The organism is Saccharicrinis sp. 156, assembly GCF_050589685.1.
Taxonomy (GTDB): Bacteria; Bacteroidota; Bacteroidia; order Bacteroidales; family Marinilabiliaceae; genus Saccharicrinis.
Genome location: NZ_JBNGOS010000011.1, coordinates 45,079 through 71,700, shown reverse-complemented (window position 1 = coordinate 71,700; position 26,622 = coordinate 45,079). Strand labels below are relative to the sequence as shown.

The 26,622-nt window shown below is 39.7% G+C and carries 23 protein-coding genes; 11 read left to right on the top strand and 12 right to left on the bottom strand.

Going from position 1 to position 26,622, the window contains the following annotated elements:
- Nucleotides 1-61: 61 nt before the first annotated feature.
- The 5 genes from ACRD64_RS08595 to lipA all read right to left on the bottom strand — a co-directional run bounded on the left by ACRD64_RS08595 (nt 62) and on the right by lipA (nt 7,737).
- The gene (locus ACRD64_RS08595; protein WP_430932900.1) at nt 62-3,172 is read right to left on the bottom strand and encodes an ATP-binding cassette domain-containing protein; all 3,111 of its coding nucleotides are present in this window, start codon (nt 3,170-3,172) and stop codon (nt 62-64) included.
- Nucleotides 3,173-3,298: 126 nt separating this feature from the next.
- Nucleotides 3,299-4,132 carry a hypothetical protein gene (locus tag ACRD64_RS08590; RefSeq protein ID WP_430932899.1) on the bottom strand — a complete coding sequence of 278 codons (834 nt, stop codon included), beginning with the start codon at nt 4,130-4,132 and terminating at the stop codon, nt 3,299-3,301.
- 153 nt (nt 4,133-4,285) lie between these two features.
- Nucleotides 4,286-6,019 carry a single-stranded-DNA-specific exonuclease RecJ gene (recJ, locus tag ACRD64_RS08585; protein WP_430932898.1) on the bottom strand — a complete coding sequence of 578 codons (1,734 nt, stop codon included), beginning with the start codon at nt 6,017-6,019 and terminating at the stop codon, nt 4,286-4,288.
- Nucleotides 6,020-6,169: 150 nt separating this feature from the next.
- The gene (gene lipB, locus ACRD64_RS08580) at nt 6,170-6,874 is read right to left on the bottom strand and encodes a lipoyl(octanoyl) transferase LipB (RefSeq protein ID WP_430932897.1); all 705 of its coding nucleotides are present in this window, start codon (nt 6,872-6,874) and stop codon (nt 6,170-6,172) included.
- 2 nt (nt 6,875-6,876) lie between these two features.
- The gene (lipA, locus tag ACRD64_RS08575) at nt 6,877-7,737 is read right to left on the bottom strand and encodes a lipoyl synthase (RefSeq protein WP_430932896.1); all 861 of its coding nucleotides are present in this window, start codon (nt 7,735-7,737) and stop codon (nt 6,877-6,879) included.
- 600 nt (nt 7,738-8,337) lie between these two features.
- Between lipA and lysS the strand changes: the two genes are divergently transcribed.
- The 3 genes from lysS (at nt 8,338) to ACRD64_RS08560 (ending at nt 12,656) form a co-directional block, all read left to right on the top strand.
- Nucleotides 8,338-10,059 carry a lysine--tRNA ligase gene (lysS, locus tag ACRD64_RS08570; protein WP_430932895.1) on the top strand — a complete coding sequence of 574 codons (1,722 nt, stop codon included), beginning with the start codon at nt 8,338-8,340 and terminating at the stop codon, nt 10,057-10,059.
- Nucleotides 10,060-10,288: 229 nt separating this feature from the next.
- Nucleotides 10,289-11,284, top strand: a complete 996-nt coding sequence (locus tag ACRD64_RS08565) for an NAD(P)H-dependent glycerol-3-phosphate dehydrogenase (RefSeq protein WP_430932894.1) — start codon at nt 10,289-10,291, stop codon at nt 11,282-11,284.
- Between the two features lie 34 nt (nt 11,285-11,318).
- Nucleotides 11,319-12,656: a glucose-6-phosphate isomerase gene (locus tag ACRD64_RS08560; protein WP_430932893.1), complete on the top strand. Its 1,338-nt coding sequence runs from the start codon at nt 11,319-11,321 to the stop codon at nt 12,654-12,656.
- Between the two features lie 131 nt (nt 12,657-12,787).
- Here ACRD64_RS08560 and ACRD64_RS08555 read toward each other — a convergent pair whose 3' ends face one another.
- The 4 genes from ACRD64_RS08555 to ACRD64_RS08540 all read right to left on the bottom strand — a co-directional run bounded on the left by ACRD64_RS08555 (nt 12,788) and on the right by ACRD64_RS08540 (nt 16,771).
- Nucleotides 12,788-13,429, bottom strand: a complete 642-nt coding sequence (locus tag ACRD64_RS08555) for a hypothetical protein (RefSeq protein WP_430932892.1) — start codon at nt 13,427-13,429, stop codon at nt 12,788-12,790.
- A 99-nt stretch (nt 13,430-13,528) separates the two neighbouring features.
- On the bottom strand, nt 13,529-14,572 hold the full coding sequence (locus ACRD64_RS08550; RefSeq protein ID WP_430932891.1) for a DUF4097 family beta strand repeat-containing protein: 1,044 nt from the start codon (nt 14,570-14,572) through the stop codon (nt 13,529-13,531).
- Nucleotides 14,573-14,743: 171 nt separating this feature from the next.
- Nucleotides 14,744-16,141, bottom strand: a complete 1,398-nt coding sequence (locus ACRD64_RS08545) for a NupC/NupG family nucleoside CNT transporter (RefSeq protein WP_430932890.1) — start codon at nt 16,139-16,141, stop codon at nt 14,744-14,746.
- A 33-nt stretch (nt 16,142-16,174) separates the two neighbouring features.
- Complete coding sequence (locus ACRD64_RS08540; RefSeq protein WP_430932889.1) at nt 16,175-16,771, bottom strand: bifunctional nuclease domain-containing protein; 597 nt, start codon at nt 16,769-16,771, stop codon at nt 16,175-16,177.
- 659 nt (nt 16,772-17,430) lie between these two features.
- Between ACRD64_RS08540 and rplU the strand changes: the two genes are divergently transcribed.
- From rplU to ruvC, 5 genes are all read left to right on the top strand, one after another.
- Nucleotides 17,431-17,745 carry a 50S ribosomal protein L21 gene (gene rplU / locus ACRD64_RS08535; protein WP_430932888.1) on the top strand — a complete coding sequence of 105 codons (315 nt, stop codon included), beginning with the start codon at nt 17,431-17,433 and terminating at the stop codon, nt 17,743-17,745.
- A 17-nt stretch (nt 17,746-17,762) separates the two neighbouring features.
- Nucleotides 17,763-18,026 carry a 50S ribosomal protein L27 gene (gene rpmA, locus ACRD64_RS08530; protein ID WP_430932886.1) on the top strand — a complete coding sequence of 88 codons (264 nt, stop codon included), beginning with the start codon at nt 17,763-17,765 and terminating at the stop codon, nt 18,024-18,026.
- Nucleotides 18,027-18,133: 107 nt separating this feature from the next.
- On the top strand, nt 18,134-19,408 hold the full coding sequence (gene serS / locus ACRD64_RS08525) for a serine--tRNA ligase (protein WP_430932885.1): 1,275 nt from the start codon (nt 18,134-18,136) through the stop codon (nt 19,406-19,408).
- Between the two features lie 57 nt (nt 19,409-19,465).
- Entirely contained in the window at nt 19,466-19,774 is a 309-nt protein-coding gene (locus ACRD64_RS08520) for a DUF4286 family protein (RefSeq protein ID WP_430932884.1), read from the top strand.
- A gap of 8 nt (nt 19,775-19,782) precedes the next feature.
- Nucleotides 19,783-20,337, top strand: coding sequence for a crossover junction endodeoxyribonuclease RuvC (gene ruvC / locus ACRD64_RS08515; RefSeq protein ID WP_430932883.1), 555 nt, complete (start codon nt 19,783-19,785; stop codon nt 20,335-20,337).
- A gap of 9 nt (nt 20,338-20,346) precedes the next feature.
- Here the strand turns inward: ruvC and ACRD64_RS08510 are convergent, their stop codons facing one another.
- From ACRD64_RS08510 to ACRD64_RS08500, 3 genes are all read right to left on the bottom strand, one after another.
- Nucleotides 20,347-20,769, bottom strand: a complete 423-nt coding sequence (locus tag ACRD64_RS08510) for an acyl-CoA thioesterase (RefSeq protein ID WP_430932882.1) — start codon at nt 20,767-20,769, stop codon at nt 20,347-20,349.
- Nucleotides 20,770-20,811: 42 nt separating this feature from the next.
- Nucleotides 20,812-21,375, bottom strand: coding sequence for an L-threonylcarbamoyladenylate synthase (locus ACRD64_RS08505; protein WP_430932881.1), 564 nt, complete (start codon nt 21,373-21,375; stop codon nt 20,812-20,814).
- A 214-nt stretch (nt 21,376-21,589) separates the two neighbouring features.
- The gene (locus tag ACRD64_RS08500) at nt 21,590-22,408 is read right to left on the bottom strand and encodes a 2,3,4,5-tetrahydropyridine-2,6-dicarboxylate N-succinyltransferase (RefSeq protein ID WP_430932880.1); all 819 of its coding nucleotides are present in this window, start codon (nt 22,406-22,408) and stop codon (nt 21,590-21,592) included.
- A gap of 231 nt (nt 22,409-22,639) precedes the next feature.
- Between ACRD64_RS08500 and ACRD64_RS08495 the strand changes: the two genes are divergently transcribed.
- The 3 genes from ACRD64_RS08495 to ACRD64_RS08485 all read left to right on the top strand — a co-directional run bounded on the left by ACRD64_RS08495 (nt 22,640) and on the right by ACRD64_RS08485 (nt 26,620).
- Nucleotides 22,640-23,401, top strand: coding sequence for a hypothetical protein (locus ACRD64_RS08495; RefSeq protein ID WP_430932879.1), 762 nt, complete (start codon nt 22,640-22,642; stop codon nt 23,399-23,401).
- A gap of 7 nt (nt 23,402-23,408) precedes the next feature.
- The gene (locus tag ACRD64_RS08490; RefSeq protein WP_430932878.1) at nt 23,409-24,221 is read left to right on the top strand and encodes a hypothetical protein; all 813 of its coding nucleotides are present in this window, start codon (nt 23,409-23,411) and stop codon (nt 24,219-24,221) included.
- Nucleotides 24,222-24,388: 167 nt separating this feature from the next.
- A complete protein-coding gene (locus ACRD64_RS08485) occupies nt 24,389-26,620 on the top strand; it encodes a helix-turn-helix domain-containing protein (RefSeq protein ID WP_430932877.1) in 2,232 nt (743 codons plus the stop codon).
- Nucleotides 26,621-26,622: the final 2 nt, after the last annotated feature.

The window sequence follows — 26,622 nt, the reverse complement described above, 5'->3', positions numbered from 1 at the left end:
GGAAATCGGCAAACAAGATACGATGCGTCATTCCAATTCAAGCAACGCCTCAGTGCACCCCCTATACTTTATTCAGGTAAACCATGAACCTGCGTCTCAACCTAAATTTCTCAAAGTAACTTATTATATGTCTGAGCACATCTAAATATAATGTAATGTACAAAAGGAATGTACTAAGCCAGATTACAAGTACGTTGAAAATAGGAGTGGAAATTGTAATGCCTGCCATTTTTTTGTTCGGGGCAAAAAAATGTGCTCTTCCCCATTCAGAACTTCCATTTCTTAAAACAGGATCTTTTTTAGGAATGTACTCGCCATTTTTAAAGGTAATTTGTTTCAATTCGCCTTTTTTTAATAGCATCGCCGCCAATTTTTTATTGTGGTATTTCTGCTTTTTTTCAAAGAGCTTATCGGAGCCCCCGAGCTTAGCTTCAAGTTCCCTGAAAGAATTATCCTTGTGGTTTCGGGAGGTTTTGTATTGCTTTTGAAAAAAAGATTCCAAACTGTCCAGCGTCGAAGACATTCTTTCAATGGAATACTCGCTTAGGTTAGTGGAAAGAGGATTAACTACGTGATCTAAATTAATAATTTGTTTTTCCTCAATTTTGGATAATTCCCGTATTATTAGTGTATTATGTGCTTCAGCTTGACTTACGTTACCTGCTTTTAGAAAGTCTTTACATTTCAGGTTGTGTTGTTTGAGTCGGGGAATCAATAATGATAAATAGTACGAGGCTTGACTAATTATCTGCTCGTCTTCAAAAAAATGTTTCTCATATTCGTTATTTGCAAACTGATTGACGGCTAAAGCTTCATATGCCCACCTTGAGGTCATCACGTCAGCTATTCGGGGGACATAATCTTTGGGCGCGATGGAACTGTGAAGTTTATCGAAATTAACGATGACACCGCTAAATAAAAGCTGGGGGACCAAAATTAACGGTATTAAAATATATATGGCAACCACTGATTTTAAACCGCTACTGATATTTAAACCCAGCATGTTGGAAAAACAGGCCGTAGAAAATAAAATTAACCAGTAACTTAGATTAAGTCCTTGTATTTCAAGGATATGATTTCCTATCAAAACTAAACTTAGGGTTTGAATCGCCGAAATTACAAACAGAATGGTGATTTTACTGTTGAGGTAACTAAACCTGCTTAAGTTCAGGAATTTTTCCCGCTGCAATAGTTTCTTATCCTTGATGATTTCCTCGGCACTTACATTTAACCCCAGGAACAAGGCAACAACAACAGTCATAAAGAGATATGCCGGGATATTGTCATTCTGGCTAAAGATATAGAGGTTGGGATTTGTGTCGGTACCAATTATAAATTTGGTAAAGAAGCCAAGTATCAAGGCAAGCACGGGAGCTTCCAAAAAGTTAATCATTATATACTGACGATCTTTCCATTTGGATAGGCTGTCGCGGTAAGTATAGATTAAAAACTGGCGTATCCTGCCAGGAATATTGTAAAGGTTATGTGGTAACTTCTCTCGTTCGTCAGGTTCCTCGGATTTTTTCCAGTCAAACTTGCTTTCAATGTCACTTATATAGTTTTCGTACCATTCTACCGGCTTAATCTTTCTTTCACGAATTAATCTACCGTTAGGGTTAACCATCCTACCCTCGATAATTCGCAATGGCTGTTCAACCTTTACATTACCACATAAATAGCATTCACTGTCTTCGGGATTAACATAATTCGCTTTTTGCTTAAAATATACGATGGCGTCCATAGGGTTTCCGTTGTATATAATATAGCCGCCCTTGTCTATGATCAGCAGCTTATCCAATAATTTATAAAGATCGGACGATGGCTGATGTATATTAATGACCACCAGTTTCCCTTTTAATGTTTGGCGTTTTAGCAATACCATCACCTTTTCCGAGTCCATAGAAGAAAGGCCCGAAGTTGGCTCGTCAACAAACAGTATAGAGGGTTCCCGAATAAGTTCGAGGGCAATATTCAATCGTTTTCGTTGTCCTCCGCTTAGGATTTTATTTAGTGGATTGCCGACTATCAGGTCACGGGCTTCGAGCAGGTCAAAGTCTTTGATAGCATTGTTTACCAGCTCATCGATTTCTTCCTTACTGAAATCGCTAAAGCACAGTTGGGCATTAAAGTACAGGTTTTCGAAAACGGTGAGTTCTTCAATCAAAAGATCCTCTTGTGGAACGTATCCGATAACGCCTTTCAGCTCTTCCTTGTGCAGGTGCACATCAAGTCCATTAATGCGTAACGATCCGCCAGTAAGCTTGTAAGTGCCGTTAAGCACATTTAGCAGGGTGGATTTCCCGGTTCCGCTGCCTCCCATAATGCCAACCAATTGCCCCGACCTGCCGGTAAAACTAAACCGATGGATGCCGGTCTGTTTGTCGTTAAACTTGTAAACAACATCTCTGGCTTTTAGTATGATCCGGCCTTTTTCGGATTTTTGTACAAAAACCTCCGCTACCTTACTGTAATATACAGGTGACATCCGTGAGGTTTTTATAACAGAACCTACGGACAAAATATATGAGTTGTTTCTTTCAACTTTATGGCCGTTCAAATAAAGGTTTCTATCACCGGAATATCTGAAAATAAAAGTATGTGTGCTTTTAATATATAATACCCAAACATATACTTGTTGTTTAGGATTGTACAAATGTTTGAATCTAGGCATGGGAGGTTCCTCCTGGCCACTAATTACAAGTACCTTTTCCGGATCATTAACTTCCATGGGGCCTTGCAGTATAAAGGATTTTAATAACCGATAATCAACCGGGTCAATCATCATACCGCTTGATAGCTTGTCCACTACCTCGTTGGCAATTGTACTTATTTTCTCTTCTTTGCGCATGAACTCAAAAAGTTGAACGAAAAGCCATATTTTGGATTCGCTTTCAAGTTCCTTGTTTAATTCATCGCATATTGAGCTCAGCTGATTATAATTGTCTGTGGATTGTTTTTCGGCTTTGGACTTTATAGGGCTATATGTATATTTATGAAAGGACTGGATATAAAAATTGAAACGCTGCAGATATTGGTCCACGTATTCCTTATTAAAGTTGCGGAGCAATTCCTGTTCAATTAATTTCCTTGCACTATCTAACCTGCTCTCCTTGCGCACATTAGTAAGCAAAGCGTACAGTTTCATTAATGCATCCAGTAAAGTTTCACTCATAACATTATGATACTTGATTAACCGAAGTCCTTAGGTATAAAAATACAAGATACCTATAAATATACAGGTATTCATAAAAAAAAGCGACCTAAGATGATCGCTTTTAGGATATTCCGTGCGTCTTGCTTATTTGGTAGCAATAAATTTCTTTCTGATCTTTAATGATTCTTCTGCAATTTGAATCATTTGTTCTTGTGTTATGGCGGTGCTTTCTATGCCGGCATAAATATTTGCCATAGTGGATAAGTCGGCAATGGTTTCAGCAACACCCTGATCTGACTTATACTTCGCAAGAATTTCCATTAGTTTCAGTAACGGATCCTTCTGCTTTAAAACAATTTCAACCATCTCCTTGCTGTTGAAGGTCTCTTCAGAGATGTGGGTGGCAATGTAAAGTCCTTCTACCCAGGCTCCTGACATTATTAAAGCAGATACGGGAGCTCTGTTGGTTTTGTGCAAGAAATCATAGGTGTCGTAAAACGAGTTTGTTATCAGTTCCACCAACGCTTCCTTATCGTCCTCATTCGCCTCAACTTGCTCAGGTAAATCTTCACTTATTGCTGCAGACAAGTCAAGGCCTTCCAGCATTTTTCTGGACGCTTCGATAAAATTGGCAGTTTCTTGTTTCTGATTGTAAGTACTGGCATAACTTAAGTCGCCACCAAAAACGCCCAGATTAAGGGCCAACGATTTTTCGGTTGAGTACTTATCGGCATTGGCCGGATTGTTTGTCAAATCAAAAATATAGGATGCCTCGATCTCATTAAGCATTTCAACAATTTCGTAAGAGGTAGGAAGAGGATAAACGAATTCTCTAACCTTAGTTTCAACTTCAGCCTTTTCAATTTGAGCAGTTTCGGTCTGTTTGCCTTTTTTAGATGAGCTGTTGCACGACGCAAATCCAATAATTAGGGCTAATAACAATGAGGTAGCACCCCAAAATTTTAAACTATTTTTCATAAGTGTAGGTATTACTTTTTAAGTATATCAGCTTATTCTAACTGTGGTTAACAGATGTTGAATAATTCATTTATTGCTGTCAATGGCTACAAATATAATTTATTTCAAAAAGAAATTGATTTTTGTTGTTTTATTTTTCTAACAAATTGTCAATTAATCTGAATATTCTCCCGCATAAGGGAATTTCATATCCTTAAGCATCATTTGCAAGGTTGAGCGACCGTTGTACACATTTTCCTCTATGGTGTAACATACGTCGAACGGGTTTCCGGTTTGCAGTTGATCCAGGTAATCACCCATTGAAAAAGCAATACCTTGCTTAATAGAACCTGATTTTTCTTCGATAAGTTCCACTTTAAGGTGATCTTGATCTTTGCCCACCTTTTTGCTTGTGCCGTAATCAAAAACACGCTTGGTCACAAATACCGGCCTTAGGTTACCTGGTCCAAAAGGCCGAAACTGTTTTAAAATCCTAAAGAATTTATCGTTGATGTCCTTTAGGCCAATCTCTTCGTCCACTTCGATTTGGGGTATAAGTTGGTCCGGGGTGATGTTTTCCGCAACATACTCCTCAAACCTCTTTTTAAAGGCTGGTATGTTTTCTGGTTTTAATGTGAGCCCGGCCGCATACATGTGTCCCCCGAAATTTTCGAGTAGGTCACTGCACGAATCGATGGCCTTGTACAGGTCGAACCCTTCGACTGAGCGGGCAGAGCCTGTTGCAAAACCTTTTGACTCGGTTAGGATTACCGTGGGGCGATAGTAGGTTTCGGTGAGTCTGGAAGCTACTATCCCAATCACGCCCTTATGCCACTGGGGCTCAAAGAGCACAGTTGACTTTTTGTTTTTAAACTCCTCGTTATTGGCTATTAAGTCCAGGGCCTGTTGGGTAATATCCCGGTCAAACCCTTTGCGGGTATCGTTGCACTTGTCGATGTCGATACTCATGCTGGAAGCATTTTCTTCGTTGGTGCTAACGAGCAAGTCAACGGCGTCGCCACCTGAATCAATCCTGCCGGCAGCATTAATTCTAGGCCCAATCTTAAACACGATATCGCTAATGGTGATTTCCCGGCCCTGCATTCCGGCCACCTTAATAATATGCTTAAGTCCTATGCCGGGATTCGTATTTAGCTTCTCAAGTCCAAAGTGAGCTAATACCCTGTTTTCGCCCGCAATGGGGACAATGTCGGAGGCAATACTTACGGCTACCAGATCGAGATAATCGTATAATTTGGAATGATCCAGATTTCTTCTTTTGCAAAAAGCTTGTAAAAATTTGAATCCTACGCCGCAACCGGAAAGATTTTCGTCGGGATAATTGCAATCCGGCCTTTTAGGATCGAGACATGCTGCTGCATCCGGCAGTACATCTCCCGGGGTATGGTGGTCGCAAATGATAAACTCTATGCCTTTTTTTTTGGCGTATTCCATTTTATCCACCGCTTTAATCCCACAGTCCAAAGCAATTACCAGTGTGCATTTTTCCTCGAAAAAATGATCGATACCCTTATATGAGATTCCGTAACCTTCTTCGTAACGATTAGGGATATAGAAGCTAATTTTTTTAAAATAAGGCTTCAGGAATGAGTAGACTAAAGCTACCGAAGTTGTCCCGTCAACGTCGTAGTCGCCATAAACAACTACCTTCTCCTCCTTTTCCATGGCCTGTTCCAGGCGATCAATGGCCTTGTCCATATCTTTCATCAAGAACGGGTCGTGAAGGTGCTCGTAAGCCGGACGGAAAAACGCCTTTGCCTCATCGAATGTCTCAACCCCTCTTTGCACCAGTAAATTAGAAAGGAACCTGTCGATATTTAAAACCTTCGACAGGTGTTCGACCTTTTCGTCGTCACCAGTTTCTTTAATATTCCATCTTTTCTCCATATTGTTTATGAGGCCTTTTTTGCGAGGTTAAATTTTCCCAAAAAAAATGGATTTTCAAAACCCTGTGCCGCTATTTATGCTTTATGAACTGTATAATGCGTGAATATGCTATCGTGAACAAATGCAGTATCAGCTGTTTAAGGTAAAGTACTATTTGTTTACATTTAACTGGAATACTTTTTCGAGATGTCCCAGCAAATTCTTCTTTACATTTTCAAAGTCTTGTTTTCCGCCCAATTCCTTTTGCATGGAAGTTACCCCTTTGTCCACAAAGCCGCATGGGTTAATATGGTTAAAGTACGTTAGGTCGGTGTTAACGTTGAGCGCAAAGCCGTGCATGCTAACATAACGACTTGCTTTCACCCCGATGGCACATATTTTTCTTGTTTTGCCGGGCAGATCTTTGTCTATCCAAACACCTGTTGCACCATTTAACCTGGCACCATGGATACCGTATTCAGCAATGCAATTAATAATAGCCTCTTCCAGCTTTTGGATATAGGTTTTTACCGTTAGGCCCATTTCTTCCAGATCGAAAATAGGATAGCCAACAATCTGACCTGGTCCATGGTATGTAATATCTCCCCCTCGGTTGCTTTTGTAATAAGTGGCGTTAATCTGTTTTAAAAAAACATCGTTAATCAAAAGGTTGTTAACCGCTCCGCTTTTCCCTAAAGTATAGACATGTGGATGCTCGCAAAACAAAAGTTTGTGTGTAATAAGTTTGGGATTTTCGGTATTTTCCCGGTTGAAAAGCTTTGAATCGATAATGGCGTTGAAGTTTGCCTCCTGATAGTCCCAGGCTTTTTTATATTCAATCAGGCCTAAATCCTCAAATATGGTGTTTGTGTTCATGGTCAGTCTTTTAAAGCATTAATATGTTTTTCGGCATGATACGATGATCGTACCATGGGGCCACTCTCTACATATTTAAAGCCCATCTCTAATCCTGCTTTTTCGTATTTTGCAAATTGTTCTGGTGTAACGTATTCTTCAACAGGCAGATGATCTTTACTGGGTTGCAGATATTGGCCAATGGTAAACACCTTTACGCCTGCTTTATGAGCGTCCTGCATGGTTTCAAGTACTTCTTGTTCTGTTTCGCCTATGCCCACCATGATGCCCGTTTTTGCCACCACGCCTGCATCGGCGATATATTTTAGCACATCCAGACTAATATCGTATTTTGCCCTGCTTCGGATAATTGGAGTTATTCTTCTGGTAGTTTCCAGGTTGTGCGAAACCACTTCTGGTTGAGCATCAATTACTTTCTGTATTAAATGATGAAGCCCGTTGAAATCAGGAATCAGTACTTCTTGCGTTGTCTCTGGATTCATCTCTTTTACTTTCAATATCGTTTCGTGCCAAATACCGGCGCCGCCATCTTCCAAATCATCCCTATCAACAGAGGTAATTACCGCATGCTTAAGTTTCATTATTTGAATGGAACGCGCAATTCGCACAGGTTCTTTAGTGTCTACAGCTAACGGTTTTCCGGTTGCCACGTTACAAAATTTACACGCCCTGGTACATATGTTACCCAGTATCATAAAAGTGGCCGTGCCCGCTCCCCAACATTCCGCCGCATTTGGGCATTTCCCACTAGTGCAAATGGTGTGTAATTTGTTATCCCGGATAGTCTGATTCATCCATTTGTAATCAGCTGTGTTGGGGAGTTGTATTTTTAACCAGTCAGGTTTCCTTCTTGTTATTTTCATGTTCTATATATATTTTACTAAAAGTGCTGATAAGGGTCATATTTTAATCTCCAAACCATGTCTGGAGCTGGCTGTTTTTTCAGAAACAAACTATTTCACTCTTACCACGCAAATTATTACTTGTATAAATTAACTTACAATATTACATAAAATTGTCTGGTGCAACCTATGAAATTTGTTAGTTTTGACAGGATACACAATATGTGATATCACCCTAAAATATTAAAAGATAAGTTAAATCTACAAATGCCATAGTATTATAGCACTTAACGCTGGCTATTGAAATTGAGAGAAATACATTTATTTTTTTAAGAAATTCTTTTAATTTCAATATCAGGGCTCATCCTGACAAGGTTTTGATATTCATACCTTTCGTCACCTTTGATGGCGGATTATTCATTATATAATGAAAAAATTGGGATAAAGTTCAAAGCCTATGTGGTTTTATGGCTTCAATATTAACCCGTAATGATTATCTTTGCATCGATTTTTCTATAATTTTAAAGAAGGATACTATATGCTATCTTGCTGATTTTGTGTTTGTGAAGCATTGTGATTGCAGTGAGAAAACTTAAATATTTTAATAGATAATAAATTGGTATGAGTGCCGTTGAACTAAGCGAACAAGAAATTATCAGACGTAATAGTCTGGAAGAATTAAACAAATTGGGGATAAATGCTTTTCCCGCTGAAGAATTCGAAATTACACATTACTCAGAAGATGTTAAGAAACAGTTTGAGGAAGACGAGGAGGGATTGAAGGATATTACTATGGCCGGAAGAATCATGAGTCGTAGGATTATGGGTAATGCTTCGTTTGCTGAAATCAAAGATAAACAAGGCCGCATGCAATTATATTTCCGTCGCGATGATATATGCGAGGGAGAGGACAAAACCATGTACAACACCGTATTTAAAAAATTGTTGGATATTGGTGACATTGTAGGCGTGCGCGGTTATGTTTTTAAAACACAAATGGGCGAAACATCCGTTTATGTAAAAGAATTTAAGGTATTAACAAAGTCGTTAAAACCGCTTCCCATTGTAAAAGAAAAGGATGGTAAAACATACGATGCATTTACCGATCCTGAAACGCGTTACCGACAACGTTATGTCGATTTGATAGTAAACGATCAGGTAAAAGATACTTTCCTTAAAAGAACCAAGATCATCAACACGATGCGTGATTTCTTTAACGAGAAGGGCTATCTTGAAGTGGAAACACCAATTTTGCAAGCAATACCCGGAGGGGCCGCTGCCCGTCCGTTTATTACCCATCATAATGCCTTAAACATCCCGTTGTATTTGCGTATAGCCAATGAACTATATCTAAAAAGGTTAATTGTAGGCGGATTTGACGGAGTTTATGAGTTTGCCAAAGATTTTCGAAACGAAGGGATGGACAGAACACACAATCCCGAGTTTACGGTAATGGAAATATATGTGGCTTATAAAGATTATAAGTGGATGATGAATTTCACCGAAGAAATGGTGGAAAGGGTTGCAATTGCCTTGCATGGAACAACGAAGGTACAGGTGGGCGAAAACATAATTGATTTCAAGCGTCCTTTCAAACGCATTTCGATGATTGACTCCATTAAAGAACATACCGGGGTGGATATTAACGGAATGAATGAAGAGCAGCTTTTGGCAGTGTGCGAGGATTTGGGTGTGGAGACAGATCCTTCAATGGGAAAAGGAAAATTGATTGATGAGATTTTTGGAGAGAAGTGTGAAGGTAGTTATATTCAACCTACCTTTATAACCGATTATCCTGTGGAGATGTCGCCACTTTGCAAAAAGCACCGCGAAAACCCGGAGCTGACAGAACGATTTGAGTTGATGGTAAACGGGAAAGAGCTTGCGAATGCTTACTCGGAGTTAAATGATCCAATCGATCAGTTAGATCGTTTCCAGGACCAGTTGAAACTATCCGAAAAAGGAGATGACGAGGCCATGTTTATTGATATGGACTTTGTGCGTTCGCTGGAATATGGTATGCCGCCAACCTCAGGTATGGGTATTGGTGTAGACCGGTTGGCCATGTTGATGACAAATCAACAATCTATTCAGGAGGTGCTGTTATTTCCACAGATGCGTCCGGAGAAAAAGGTAGAGGCAGATGGTGTTGAAAAATACTCGGAAATTGGAGTTCCCCAGGAATGGGCAGAGATTATCATTAAGCTGGGATATAAAAAAATTGAAGAAGTTAAAGAGGTGAAACCTACCAAGCTACATCAGGATATGTGTGGTTACAATAAAAAGAACAAGTTAGGATATAAAAATCCTTCACAAGATGAAGTAAAGGCTTGGTTAGCCTAACTTACACAAGCCAAAACCAAACAGGTTTTTGACTTATAATAAGTTAGTCGGCAAAATATTAATACATATTTTGAATTAAATAACAATCAAAATCTTACATTTTAAAAACCAATGGATTAAAAATTTTGCTTTCGTACCTTACGCCTAATGTTTTTACTTTTTCTGGAAGAATATGGGGGTAGGGTGTTAATCGGAAAACTTAATTTTAAGCAGTGAATAATCACATCTTATGGACGAATCATCTAGAATTGGTATAATTGGTAGTGGGAGTTGGGCTACGGCATTGGCCAAGATGCTCACCAACAATGTACTGGAATTTAATTGGTATTTTCGAAATTCTAAACATATAAAAAAGTTCAGGAAGTTTGGACATAACCCCAATTACCTTACTAGCGTTGATTTTGAGACAGACAAAATACATTTCTACTCTGATATTAACCATATTGTAGAAGAGAGCGATGTGCTTATTATTGCAATTCCGTCAGCCTTTTTAAAAAATACCTTAAGCGAATTATCGGTGCCGATAAAGGATAAGTTTATGGTGTCCGCGGTTAAAGGTTTGGTTTCTGAAGAAAATATGATTGTGGGTACGTTTTTGAACAAGTTTTATGATGTGCCATTGGATAGCATCGGGGTGATTTCCGGTCCCTGTCATGCCGAGGAGGTTGCGTTAGAACGACTCTCGTATTTGACTATTGCCTGCCAGGACGTAAAAAAGGCCCGGGCATTTGCTTCTTTTTTAAACTGCAGTTACATCAAGACTTCTATTTCGGACGATATTTACGGGACTGAATTTGCTGCCGTTTTAAAAAATATTATGGCGGTGGCCTCGGGTATTTGTCATGGAATGGGATATGGCGATAACTTTCAGGCGGTATTGATGTCGAATGGAATTCAGGAGATCAAGCGATTTGTGGACACGGTGCATCCAATTACCCGTGACATAAAAAGTTCGGCCTATTTGGGCGACTTGTTGGTGACGGGATATTCGCAATTTAGCCGCAACCGGACCTTTGGAACTATGATTGGAAAGGGCTACTCGGTTAAATATGCGCAAATGGAGATGTTAATGATTGCTGAGGGTTACTATGCGGTTAAAAGCATTAAAGAGATCAATGAAAAATATAAAGTGAACATGCCGATTACTGATGCGGTTTACAATATAATCTACGAGCGTATTTCACCATCCATCGAAATACGTTTGCTCACTGAGAACTTACGTTAAAATATAGTCCTTATTCATAAAAATCAATTTCACCATGGAAAATTTAAAAATTGATATCTCAAGAACTTTCGATTTTATTTCAGAAGAGAAAGTGAGCGGATACAAGAACGAGATTGCCTCTCACCTTAAATCTTTATACGAAAAAACAGGGAAAGGAAGCGATTTCCTTGGATGGGTAAACCTTCCATCCAGCATTGACGATGGTCAATTAGCCGATATTGAAGCGACTGCAGCCAGCTTGAAATCAAAAGCTGATGTTGTTGTTGTCATCGGTATTGGCGGAAGTTACCTGGGGGCCAGAGCGGTTATTGACGCTATGTCAAACAGTTTCGATCAGTTAATTACAGACAGGAAAAATCCTGTGGTAGTTTACGCTGGTCAAAATATAGGCGAAGATTATACCGCTGAATTGTTAGACCTTTTAAAGGATAAATCTTTTGCTTTGGTAGTCATCTCCAAGTCAGGAACTACCACTGAACCAGCATTGGCTTTTCGATTGTTAAAAGATTTGCTGGAAAGCAAATATTCGGCAGAAGAGGCGAAAGATCGTATTGTGGCCATCACCGACGCTAAAAAAGGTGCATTAAGAACTTTGGCAGATCAAAAAGGATATAAGACTTACGTTATTCCAGATGATGTGGGAGGTCGTTTTTCTGTGCTGACACCAGTGGGTTTATTGCCTATAGCCGTGGCCGGCATCGATATTCGTGGTTTGGTTAAGGGAGCACAGGATATGGAAAAAATTACGGCAGACGAAGCAGAAAACAGTGCTGCAGCCACCTATGCTGCCGTACGTAACGAGCTATACAAAAACGGAAAGGGAACAGAAATTTTAGTGAACTACCAGCCTAAACTTCACTTTGTAGCAGAGTGGTGGAAGCAATTGTACGGCGAAAGCGAAGGAAAAGATAATAAAGGTATTTTTCCTGCAGCTGTTGATTTTTCAACTGACCTTCACTCGATGGGACAGTGGATTCAGGAGGGTGTTCGTAACATCTTTGAAACTATTATTACAGTAACCAATGCCAATAAAACGGTTACGGTCCCAACGGATGAGGCCGATCTGGATGGTTTAAATTTCCTGGCAGGTAAACGTGTGGATGACGTGAATAAGATGGCTGAACTAGGTACGCTATTGGCGCATGTTGACGGTGGCGTGCCAAATATCAAGATTGAAATTCCGGAATTGAACGAGTATTACCTGGGTCAATTGTTGTATTTCTTTGAGATAGCTTGTGGTATCAGCGGTTATATTTTAAATGTTAACCCATTCGACCAGCCAGGAGTGGAGGCATACAAAAAGAATATGTTTGCCTTGTTGGAAAAACCAGGTTTCGAAGCAGAGACTGCAGCCATTAAGGCAAAACTATAGCTTACAGACTAAACAATACATATGGAGTTAAATAACATCTCGCCACCTGGATTTTTCAATTGGCGGTAAGATGCAATAGGCTCTAAAAAATAATTAAAGCCCGGGGATTGATTTCTTCGGGCTTTGTTTTTCTAATGATTTATCGCTTTCGGTTTTGTCACCGATGTGCTCATATAAAACCAGTCTTTTTTCAAGTAACTAAAACCTACCTTTTGGAAGAACGAAAACAGCTTTAATTTTGCTGTTTCTTCATCAAAAACGTCATCCTCGTATTTCATGGCTTTTGAAAATTCATCCAATTCACCCCCTGTTTTTCGCTTTTTCTTCATGGTGGTAATTTGGAATGGCTCCACTTCAACAGCGAGTACTGAAAACATGGATTTGAACCGACAGCAAAAATCTTCAATCACACTGGCGCCAATATTTTTTCCCCTAAACCCGGGAAGTAAATCCAGTTGGTGAATAATGCAGATGTTGCCCTGGATAACTTCTTTTAAATCGTTTTTAAATTCGCCGGTCTCCAATTTTACAAATTGTTCGCAGGGATTAATTAATTCTTCCTGTTGTTCCAATATTTTTATCAGCTGAAGACCTGCATGTCGAATCTGGTTCAAAAGTATGATGGTAAAACTGAACTGTCCAACTTTTAAATAGTCCCCGGACGATTTGTTTACCTTGATATCGGCTTTGTAATTACAAATATATTTGCCGTTTTTGTCTTCCTGTAAATCGGAAGTGAGGTGGTATGCAATGGAATAATCGAACGTGCTCATGTGAACTTGTATGTGTGTAAACACAAGATATCATTTATCTCGATTTATAACAACTTTTCTAAAGCTCAAAACTTTGGAAAAGTGCAAGGATTAAACGGATTAATAATATTTTTGTCCTCCTGATGAACTGGCGCCCGTTATCAGTATGGCCCCTTTGTTAATTTTTAGTTCCTTTCTCCCGTTGATACCTTTTGCTTGTAATCCGCCGGAAGAGGCTGTTAGGTCAAAAGAAAGTTCATCCGCGGAGTTTAATACCCCAATTTTAATGCCGCCCGATGAAGATTTAAACGACGAATTGCCCGTAAGCATGATCTCTTCGCCATATTGTCCCCCGCTGGAAGTGTAAAGATCAAGCGCCCCTGTGATGTTGTTCAGTTTAATGCTGCCGGAACTCGCCTTAGCTTTAACATGACCATGTATATCGTTAAGATGGATACTACCCGATGATGCTGTAGCTTTTATATTTCCTTTCACCAATTGTATGCTTTGGGAGCCAGATGAGCTTTCGCTAACAACATTGCCTTTAATGTCTTCCATGCTAATACTTCCAGAAGATAATTTGGAGATTACGTCTCCAGCAACCTCTACAATGGATTGGCTGCCTGACGAGGATATGCAAGTCAGGTCACCCCTTATATTATTAATTTTTAAACTTCCTGAGCTGGTTTTAGCTTCGAGATGGCTGTCAACATTTTCGACCCTAATGCTTCCGGAGCTTGCCTTGAGTTCAATCGTGCTTTGCCCGATATTGGCCACATACATGCTTCCCGATGAATTGTCGACATCTATATTGGTGTTGGTGGGCACCTTGAAATCAAGTACTCCTTTAAAAGAGCCTCTTAGCGTTTTGGGTCTTTCGATCCACACCACTAGTTTAGCGCCATTTTGTTTGTACTTGATTTTAATGTCATCACGCTGTTTGCTGGATTTAATTTCACCCTTAAAAAGAAGGTTGTCTGAGCTGTGGCTATCAATGTTTACGTTACAAAACGAACCGTTCACAACAAGGCTTGCCACGTTTTCAAAGTCTATTTCAGCTTGGTCGATAACTATATTCGCATGCCCGCTTACTTCATTGATTATGCAATTGTTCATACTTAAAAGCACAGCAGCAACGACAAAATAAATTTTTAGTTTTTGCATGATTATGAAAGTTATACTATTTGAATATTATAATGATTAAGGTATGCCGATAGATATTAGGTGAGACGCTTGTGAGTGAAGATAAGTTACAAGTACGCAAAAAAAAGTGACGGGGAAAATATTTGCACGTTGTAAATAATCTCCCTGTCGCTAAGAAAAATTTAAATGTCTTTAACCCAATATCATTCCAACAATAGTAGCAGAAAGAAGCGATGCCAACGTTCCTGCCAATAAGGCCCGAACACCTAACTGAGTTAATGTAACGCGCTGGCTTGGGGCTATTGCGCCAATACCTCCTATCTGAATACCGATGGATGCGAAATTAGCAAAGCCGCAAAGTACATAGGTAGCTATGTAAACCGATTTTTGTTGGGCAAAGGCTCCCGCCTCTTTCAATTCTCCCAGGCTCACATAACCAATAAACTCGGTCATAATCAGTTTCTCGCCCAAAACACGTCCTACCAGGTCTATATCCTCTTTGCAAACACCTATCAGCCACATCAAAGGAGAAAATAGATATCCCAGGATAAATTGCAGGTTCAATTCGGAATATTCACCATTAGTGCCATTCGCAATTATCTCGTTTAAACCGGAGTAATGACCTATTTTCAGGAAAATATAATTGGCCATTGCAATAAATGCAATAAATACCAATAGCATGGCACCTACGTTAACAGCCAGTTTTAGTCCTTCTGTGGTTCCGTTGGATATGGCATCCAGTACGTTTTTACCTATTTTCTCTTTGCCAACAATTACCTCGTTGTCAATTTTTTCTGTCTGAGGAAGCAGTATTTTTGAAATGACAACTACACCGGGTGCCGCCATAATGGAAGCAGCCAGCAGGTGTTTGGCATACATCACCTCCTGAGCAGGGTCTCCTCCGCCCAAAATTTTAATATAAACGGCCAGTACGCCTCCTGCCAGGGTAGCCATTCCTCCCGACATTACCAATAGCATCTCCGAACGGTTCATTTTATCGAGATAGGCTTTGATCATCAGTGGGGATTCTGTCTGGCCAAGAAAAATATTTCCTGCCACGGATAGGCTCTCGGCACCCGATAAGCGCATTAATTTGGTCATTGCCAAGGCTAAAACATATACCACCTTTTGAATGATACCGAAATAAAACAGAAGGCTTGTCAAAGCAGAGAAAAATACAATGGTAGGCAGAATAGTTACGGCGAAGTTCAATAGGGGAGACTCAATTTCTCCGGAACCAAAACTTTTAAATAAAAAGGCAGTACCGGCTTCTGTAAAGTTTAATACCTGAACAAAACCTCTACTAACAAACTCAAAAAAGGATTGAACAAAGGGGATGTTTAAAATAGAAATGGCCAATATCAGTTGAATAGAAACCCCGATACCAACCACCTTCCAGTTTATTGCTTTTTTATTAGTGCTGAAAACCCAGGCTATGCCAATTAAAACAATCATTCCAATAACCCCCCTGGCAACACCTGGAAAGGATATGCCACTGCCATGCGTTGTTTCAACAACCGAATTGGCCCAGGCGGGTTGTGTCACCGCCAGTAAAAGCATAGCAATGACCAGAATAAATTTTTTACTCATGAATCCCTGATGTATGAGGTTTATAATTGAATGTTAGGATGCACTTCTTTTTTGAATTTCGTCCCTTATTTCTGAAGCTTTTTCGTAATCTTCGTTACCAATGGCCTCATCCAATAGCTTATGAAGGTCGTCCAACGATTTTTTTGAATATTTTGACTCTCCTCCTTTGGCGGCATGCTCATCAACATCTAACTCCAACTCCTTGTCTTTGCTAACATCGAGCACGATACCCGCCGATTCGATAATTGTTTCGTACGTATAAATTGGACAATTGAAGCGTAAAGACAGTGCCACCGCGTCAGAAGTTCTGGAGTCAATTCTTAATTGTTCCCCATCCTTTTTGCAAACCAGCTCGGAGTAAAAAATACCTTCTTCCAGTTTATAAATAACTACCTCAATAATTTCGATGCCAAAAGCACGCGAGAAGTTTAAAAACAGATCGTGGGTGAGCGGACGGGGTGGTTCAAGTCCTTCTAATTTAATAGCAATAGATTGTGCTTCTACCCCTCCAATAATAATAGGAATTCTTCTTTCTCCTTCTTCTTCGGCCAAAACCAAAGCATACGCTCCCGATTGGGTTTGGCTATAGGACAAGCCAAGTATATTTAGTTTAATTTTCTTTTTGCTCATAGACTAACTTCGATATAGCGAAGACACGTAATGTTTATAATATTAAAACAAATATAACAAAATGTTTTTAACAAAGTTCGAACTTATATCAGCAGTTCAACAAAGCATATTGGTCAGTAGTCAAAAGTGGATTGTGATTTTGGGACAACTAACTTTTTGTAACATGGATAATGGTATAGTCAATTAAACCCGCAATATGCATTAGAAAATCTATTACACATTGAAATTGTTTTCAAAACAAGACACTCCGCTGCTTCGCTTCAACTCACCATAACGATGCGATGCCTCGTTTCAGTAAAGCCTTGTTTTATTGCACTTTCAATGTTCACGACGAAGTTCTAATGCATAATCCGGGTTAAAAGAAATATCTCATTTGTTATTATGCAGTCTTGTATGTTTTAACACGAAAGCGAATGTATCGACTAATGATACTTACAGCATTATCAGTTTTAGTATAGCCTAATTAGGTAATTTTAAGCGCTATTGGCCAATCAACTATTAACTAATCGTATTGAAATTCATGCTTTTAAATAAAATATTTTTGCAGGAATAAAATTAATGTGTACTTTTGCACTCCAATGTTTCTTGTGGGGCATGGTAAAGTGGCTGATTATGAGAGAGAAGCCCGCCTCCTGGATTAAATTTTTAAACAATTTGTGATGTACGCGATTGTAGATATTGCAGGACAGCAATTTAAAGTAGAAAAAGACAGCAAGATTTATGTACACCGTCTGGCTCAAGAAGAAGGAGCTGCTGTTGAATTTGAAAAAGTGATGCTAATCGACAACGATGGAACTGTTCAGGTAGGAGCACCAGTTGTAGAGGGGGCTAAAGTTACCGCTAAGGTACTTACACACGTTAAAGGTGATAAGGTAATCGTTTTCAAAAAGAAAAGAAGAAAAGGTTACAAGAAGAAAAACGGTCACCGTCAACAATTTTCTCAAATTCAAATTGAAGACATTTTAGTTGGATAATAAAAAATTAGAATAAGATGGCACATAAAAAAGGAGTCGGTAGTTCGAAAAACGGTAGGGAGTCCGAAAGTAAACGTTTAGGTGTTAAAATTTTTGGTGGCCAGTCTGCCAGAGCCGGTAACATCATCGTTCGCCAAAGAGGCACTCAGCATCACCCAGGTGACAATGTAGGTATGGGAAAAGACCATACTTTATTTGCACTTATTGATGGAACAGTAACATTCCGTAAAAAAAGAAACGACAGATCTTATGTTTCAGTTGAGCCTTTTGCTGCTGAATAAAAAAGATTTGTAATGATTTTAAGAGTCTCCTGTTTTTGTTACTTTCGTAACGGATTCAGGAGATTTTTTTTATCCGTAGACTAACAAACCAGAATACACGAAATATAATGCTTACGCTTAAATTTATCCGCGAGAACAAGGACGAAGTGATAAATCGTCTTAAAATAAAGCGCTTTGATGCTGCCCAGATAGTTGAATCTATCGTTGAACTTGACGATAACCGTAAGGCTACCCAAAGTGCGGTTGATCAAAAACAGGCCGAAATGAACACCTTATCCAAAGAGATTGGGATGTTGTTTAAGCAGGGGAAGGCGCAGGAAGCAAATGAGGCAAAATCAAAAACAGCCAATCTAAAAGAAGCCATCAAGGAATTAAACAGCCAGTTGAATGATACAACGGCTGCTTTAGATATTGAGTTGGTTAAGCTTCCAAATGTTCCGCATCCATCCGTACCTCAGGGAAATAGCGATGAGGATAACGAGATGGTGAAAGAAGGCGGTGTAATAAAAGAAATTGTAGGCGAGAAACTTCCGCACTGGGAGTTGATCGAGAAATATGATATTATAGATTTCAAGCTGGGTACTAAGATCACAGGGGCAGGTTTTCCCGTATATAAAGGTAAGGGCGCCCGGTTGCAACGCGCATTAATCAGTTTCTTTTTAGATGAAGGTGAAAAGGCAGGTTATTTGGAAGTGCTGCCTCCGATTGTTGTGAACGAAGATTCGGGTTTTGGTACTGGTCAGTTACCCGACAAAGAAGGTATGATGTATCATGCTACGGCCGATAATTTGTATCTAATACCAACGGCGGAGGTTCCGGTTACCAATATTTATCGCGATGAGGTTGTGAAAGAAGAGGATTTGCCCATTAAAAATATGGCCTACACGCCATGTTTTCGCCGCGAGGCTGGTTCATGGGGCGCACATGTCCGCGGATTAAACCGCCTGCACCAGTTCGATAAGGTGGAGATCGTGCAAATCTCCCATCCCGAAAAATCGTATGAAGCATTAAATAATATGGTAGCTCATGTTGAAGGATTGGTGAACAAACTAGGATTACCCTACCGTATTTTGCGTTTGTGTGGTGGCGATATCAGCTTTACGTCGGCATTAACATTTGATTTTGAAGTATATTCGGCGGCTCAAGAACGCTGGTTAGAGGTTAGTTCGGTATCCAATTTTGAAAGTTATCAGGCCAATCGTTTAAAATGCAGATATAAGGGCAAAGACATGAAAAAGCCGGAATTGGCGCATACCTTAAACGGAAGTGCTTTGGCATTACCTCGTATTGTGGCTGCTATTCTTGAAAACAACCAAACTCCTGAAGGAATTAAAATACCAGATGTATTGGTTCCGTATTGTGGGTTTGATAACATAAAATAGTAGACAATTTTATTTTTGTTCCCTGCCTGGACGGCAGGGGCAACATTCCTTAATTGAATGAATTATATGTTTATATTCAACACAACTTTTGTAATCAACATAAGCAAATTCGAAATGTGGGATAAGTGGGTCAGGGACACCTACAAGCCATTGATCAAGAACCTGATTCCTATGAGTGAGATAGGGATTTATGAAGTGATGGCAGCCGAAAAAAAAGAGGAGCGAACTGTTTCTGTGCAATGTAAGGTGGCGACACCGTCGGATCTGGAGGCTATTAACAAACAATCCCTTGTCGTACTTGGACAAATGAGCTCGGAATTTGGGCAGGATGCTTTATATTTCAGCACTATATTAAAATCTTTATAGTTAATTGAGTGGTCAAAGAACGCATTATATTAGGTGTTGATCCCGGTACAACGGTGATGGGCTATGGCGTTCTAAAGGTGCTGGGTAATAAAGCCACGTTGGTTTCAATGGGCGTCCTGGAACTGCAAAAATACGACAACCATTATATCAAACTCAAAAAAATATACGAAACAATTATCCGGCTTTGTGATAATTACCATCCCGACGAACTGGCGATAGAAGCCCCTTTTTTCGGTAAAAATGTGCAATCCATGCTTAAGCTTGGGCGTGCACAAGGGGTGGCTATGGCGGCCGCCCTTTCCCGCGACCTTCCCGTATTTGAATATGCCCCTCTAAAAATCAAACAGGCTATTACCGGCAATGGTGGCGCAAGTAAAGAGCAGGTGGCTAATTTCCTTTCGCGCTATCTTAAAATAGAATCAGAGCCTAAGTATCTCGATGCCACCGATGGTGTTGCTGCGGCACTTTGCCATTTCTTCCAGAATCAGAATCTAAAGACCGGGAAGTCGGTTAAAAGCTGGAAAGAATTCATCGGCAAAAACCCCGGAAGGATTAAAAAGTAGGGCATGGTTTTACCACCCCTCAACTTTCGCAATACTTAGTCTCCAAGTTTCCGGTATAACCCTGGAGGTATGAGTTTTAGGGTCATAGCCCACCATAACCGAACTGCATGTGGCTTTTATGGTACCCTTCTTGTCAACAATATGCTGTACCAGTTGCATACTTTTGTCACCAATCATTTTTATCTTGGTTTTTACAAACAACGTCTCATTTAAGAATATGGGCGCTAAAAAATCTGTTTTGATAGAAGCTACTACAGCACCAAATTCATTCCAGTTTACATGGTTGTCAAATACTTTATTAAAATAGCCTAATCGACCTAAATCAAAGTATTCCTGAACGGTAGCGTTATTTACATGCCCCAGGCCGTCAATATCATTAAAACGGATTTGAACCGGATCTTTGTGGTGGAATTCTATATTTTCTGTGCTCATTGAATAGTAATCCTTCGTGTTTTTTAGTGCCTTGGTGTTTTTTTATTCCCTAATAATTCTTACCTGACCATCCACTTCAAGTTTTACAATGCTTGATGGAGCAGGATTGTTGGTTTCATCCTGCCTGAACTCAACAATGTAGTCAACCCCATTTTTAACATCGTCAGAAATCTCACCAAAATGCTTAGGCGAAGGTTCCCCACTAATATTTGCTGAAGTTGAAACAATGGGTTTTTTAAATCTTTCGCACAATTTCTTTGAGAACTCTTCCTTGGTGATTCTTATCCCTACACTTTTATCTTCTGCCAATAAGTTAGCGGCCAGGTTTTTGGCATTGGGGTAGATAACGGTAATAGGTTTGGTGCTTAATTCAATCAAATCCCATGCGATCTCCGGAACTTCAGTTACATACGAATTCAGCCTGGCATCGTTATCCAACAATACCAACATGCTTTTGCTGTCTTCGCGCTTTTTGAGTTCGTACACTTTTTTAACAGCCTCTGCATTGGAGGCATCACAACCGATACCCCAGATCGTGTCGGTAGGATAAAGTATCAATCCACCCTGTTGTAAAACCTCAACGGCTTTTTTGATATCGTCTTGCATAAATGGGTCATTAGTATATTGGTTAATGGTCATTAGTACCTATTGACTAATGACCATTGACCAATTTTCTTTTTGTATAAGATGCACTGATTTCTTTGATAATAAAGTGTTAAAGACAAGGCTTATGAAGCCAGAAAAAACGTAGTTTAACATGTGTAAATGAGTATTTTCTGGCAAGCGTAACGCTGTATTTGACGCTTTATTGCAAAAAGATTTAGACTGCTACGTTGTTCTCACGCAGGGCATCATTCAACGAAGTCTTCTTGTCCGTCGATTCCTTGCGCTTTCCTATGATAAGTGCAGCAGGTACCTGGAAATCTCCAGCCGGGAATTTCTTGGTATAGCTTCCAGGTATAACTACCGAGCGTGGAGGAACGTAACCTTTGTATTCCACAGGCTCGTCACCGGTGACATCAATGATTTTGGTAGAACCAGTCAGTACTACATTGGCACCTAATACGGCCTCTTTTCCTACTCTACATCCTTCAACAACAATACAACGGGAACCAATAAAAGCGTCATCCTCAATAATTACAGGAGCGGCTTGTATAGGTTCCAATACACCACCAATACCTACACCACCACTAAGGTGAACGTTTTTGCCGATTTGGGCACAGCTACCAACAGTTGCCCAGGTATCTACCATGGTACCACCCTCAACATATGCACCAATGTTAACGTATGAAGGCATAAGCACAACCCCACTTGAAATATAAGCACCATAACGGGCTACAGCATGGGGAACCACACGTATACCTAGTTCGGCATAGTTCTTTTTAAGTGCCATCTTATCGTGGAATTCCATGGGGCCAGCCTCGATGGTTTCCATCTTTTGAATTGGGAAATAAAGGATGACGGCTTTCTTTACCCACTCATTTACTTTCCAATCATCACCGTTTGGCTCCGCAACCCTGATTTTGCCCTTGTCCAACATTTCCATTAACTCGCGGATAACGTCTTGCGTTTCAGTCTTGCTTAATAGATCCCTGTTTTCCCAGGCTTGCTCAACAACTTCTTTGTATTGTTCTAACATGATAGTACTTAATTTATAATTTGCTGCAAAAATATAATGAAAGCAACCTAATTGCAAATCATATGTGCCTATTGTATGATAATGTACAGGTAATATGTCTTCTGTTTTAAAATATGCTACCAATAGGTACGGTTGTTGTAACAATCCAATTAGGTTAAAGTTTTGTTAATCCCGTCTAATAAATATGTGTTGTTCCCCATTTGTTTCTATTTTTCGCTCGATTTCTGTTTTATGATGCGTTTGACTGTATTGGTTTTATTGATGCTGCCTTTTTGCTGGGCACATGCTCAAGATAGCCTGAATAACGAAGTTTGGGTGAAGCTATTTGTTTTTGACAAAACGGATGACAGGCCCATTGAGAACGCGCAGGTCATCAGTTATGAAACCATGCAGGTATTTGCTACCGATTCGATGGGTACTTTCAGGAATGTTTTTAATCCTTCAGATTCGTTAAAAGTATTTGGTTTAGGGTACGAAGCAAGGGTAGTAAAAGTGGCCAGGTTTAAAACAATGAGCGAAGGAATGGAGTTGAAATTGGCTCGGCGTACATATATGATTCGCTCGGTGGATGTTCCAGCAAAGCAAGAATTACATTTGCACTTACCCGAGGACATAAAAATGCGAAAGAAAAGTGAAACACCGATGGCGCTGCGAAGTAATGCTTTCGCGAGTAAGCCGCCAGTGTTGGCAGCGGTTATTAACCCAGTTAGTTATGTGCATTATTACACCAGCAAAAAAGAACGAAGAAAAAGAAACGCTATCAAAGAAATATCTAAAGCCAAGGATCAGGAGAAGATAAATGTTTTTTTTAATAGGGATGTTATAAAGGACGTTTCACGATACGTTGAAGGAGAAAAGCTCAACCGCTTTATTGTGTATTGTAATGTTAATCTTAAAGTGACATCAAGAGATAATCCTATGATTGTAAAGCAACGTATTCATGATTTATTGAAAAAATTTGAGTCGGAGCTACAAGCCCGAAAAAATAGATAATATTAAAATGAAAACTAAATATTTTATATCAATAATTGCTTTGTTGCTAATCGTTTCTGTTTCTTTTTCGCAGGATAGGGAAGAAAAAACGTTTGGTGTTTATTTAAATGAATCGAATTCTAAAGATGCGGTGCAATACGGAGCAGTAAAAAATATAAAGACAGGGGAGGTTACCTTGTCGGATGATGAAGGATATTTTGAAATCTCAGGCACGGTTGGGGATACTTTACGTTTTCATAGTTTAGGGTACAAAGACGCCACTTGGGTAGTCCCAGGTATTTGGTTCTCAATGGAAGGGACCATAGAGTTAAAGGTGCACCCCAATATATACTCTTTGGGTGAGGTAGAAGTGGTCCGATACTACTCCTATGCGCATTTCAAGCAGGCTTTTAAAGATTTAAAGCTGGAAAAAACGGACACTGAAAAGGCGAAGGAAAAAATAGATGCCTGGCAGGATAGCTTTGCCGAAGCCGTTGCCTGGGGTAAGTCAGATGCCAAAGCAGCAAACGGTACTTTTGGTGTTGGTATTTCGTTGGGAGGCAAGGATAAGGTAGTAGAACAACGTAACTTGGTACACAGATTGGAAGATATTCAGTATAAAAGCAAGCGCTTTAATTATTTTGTTTCCCGTGAAAACATTATGCATCTGACCGATTACCAGGGTACCTGTCTGGATTCTTTTATGGTGTTTTTAAATACGGGATATAATTTAGACTATCAAATGCCCGAATATGATTTGTTGGCCTCTATTCTTCGGGCTTCTACCGATTTTAAAAATCTTAAGGGCAACGAAGAGTGGTTTCTATTTTCTGAAGATTGAGTTTTGTGTATACATGGATTTTAAAACAAGATCTACAAGAAATAATATAGCATGTCAATCCTGTCAATGAAAAGATGGATGTATATATCTGCCATACTCTTTGAGAAATTCTGTTGACCTCTCCAAAATCTTTGCTTATTTTGCGAATTGAACAAATGTAATCCAAGATGAGCCAGCAGTACGATTCGTTACCACAATTGGTGGCAAAATTTATCAATAATACCAGCCAAAATATATTTTTAACGGGTAAGGCGGGTACAGGAAAAACCACCTTTTTAAGAAACATTAAAAATCATACGCACAAAAGTGTTATTGTTGCTGCACCCACCGGAATTGCTGCCATCAATGCAGGGGGTGTTACATTGCATTCGCTTTTTCAACTACCCTTTGGTGCTTTTGTGCCAGACAACAATGGGCTGGCAAATCAAACTATTAATACACAAGTAAATACGCCTCGTACTTTGTTAAGCTCTTTTCAGATGCATAAAACCAAGCGCAATATGCTCAAGAAAATGGAGCTGTTGATTATTGATGAGGTAAGTATGTTGCGTTCTGATTTGCTGGATGCTATTGATTTGATTCTAAGGAGTGTCCGGCGACAAAGAGATGAACCGTTTGGTGGGGTTCAGGTCTTGTTTATCGGCGATTTGTTGCAGCTGCCTCCAGTGGTTAAAGATGACGAGTGGAGGGTTATTGGGGCTTATTACCCGAGTGCATTCTTTTTCCATTCGCAAGTATTAAGGCAGATGCCACCCCTGTACGTAGAACTGGAGAAAATATATCGTCAGTCCGACAATACTTTTATTGGCTTATTGAATAACCTTCGTAACAACGTAATGACAGATGCGGATGCGCAACTGCTAAACAAATTTTACAAACCCAATTACCAACAAAAAAGCGATGAGGGTGTAATATTGTTGACAACACATAATCGAATAGCCAACGACAAAAACTTAAAGGCGCTTCAAAGCATTAAAGAGAAGTCCGTTTATTTTAAAGCGGAGGTGATTGGCGATTTTAAAGAATACAGTTATCCTATAGAGCCTCAATTAGAATTTAAAAAGGGAGCGCAGGTCATGTTCACTAAAAACGATTATTCGGGCCAGCAAAAATATTTCAACGGTAAAATAGGAACAATTACCAGATTACACAAAGATGAAATAGAGGTCAGTTTTAACAACGGAGATGAACCTGCTATTGCCGAACCTTACATCTGGGAAAACAAGAAATACTCCATAGATAAAGATTCTAACGAAATTGAGGAGAGTATTGTAGGAACATTTAAGCAATACCCCTTAAAGCTGGCTTGGGCAATAACAGTGCATAAAAGTCAGGGCTTGACCTTTGATAAAGCCATAATAGATGTACAGAATGCTTTTGCACCTGGTCAGATTTACGTGGCGCTTTCAAGACTTAGAAGTCTGGATGGACTGATACTTACATCTCCCGTTCCCAAGGAAGGTTTTCAGGTGGATCCGTCTTTAAAAACATTTTCGACTTTAAAGAAAAAGCAAGCGGAGCTGGAGCCCATTCTTCAGCAAGAATCCAGAAAGTATTTTAACAGTTTTGTGATGCGAGCCTTCGATTTTTCGGGTTTAATGCAAGATTTAAGTTTTCATGTTTCTTCCTACACCAAGGATGCCAAGCGCTCTGTCAAGCAGCAATATCATTTCAAGGCATTGGAATGGATGAAAGCATCGGAACCATTGCGCACAGTAGCTGATTCTTTCAGGGCAGAGGTAAATCGTATTGTTAATTCGGGACATGCCAATTATCTTCCCCATCTGCACGAAAGGGTTAGCAGGGCAGCTGGGTACTTTGAGCCCTTGATCAAAGCCATTCACGATAACATCAGGGATCTATGTGCTGAGCTAAAAGGTGTAAAAGGGGCCAAAGCATACCACACGGAACTGGTTGATCTTTCCAATTTATTCTACGGACAATTGCAGGTAATCTATAAGGCACAATCTTTAATTAACACAGCTATTGACGGAACAGATTTTGACAGAAATGCCATTAGAAAGCCTGACTTTGCAGAATCGAGAGATAACCTGAATCCCAATAAAAAGAAAAAACTACCCAAGGATAAAAAGGAAAAAGCAGACACCAAGTTGGTGTCCTACGAAATGTACAAAGACGGTAAAAACATTCAAGCCATTGCCAAAGAAAGGTCACTAACCGAAGGAACCGTGGAAGGACATCTTGCCCACTATGTTCAGTTGGGAGAATTGGATGCGTTGGATTTTATAGGCCAGGGAAAACTGGCCATGATCGAAAAGGTTATTCATAAACTGGATACTTTTGCTCTGACTCCACTTAAAAAAGAGTTAGGGAATGGGTTTTCCTATGGTGAGCTGAGACTTGGCGTAGCTTATATGATTTCGCAGCGGAAGGATTGAAA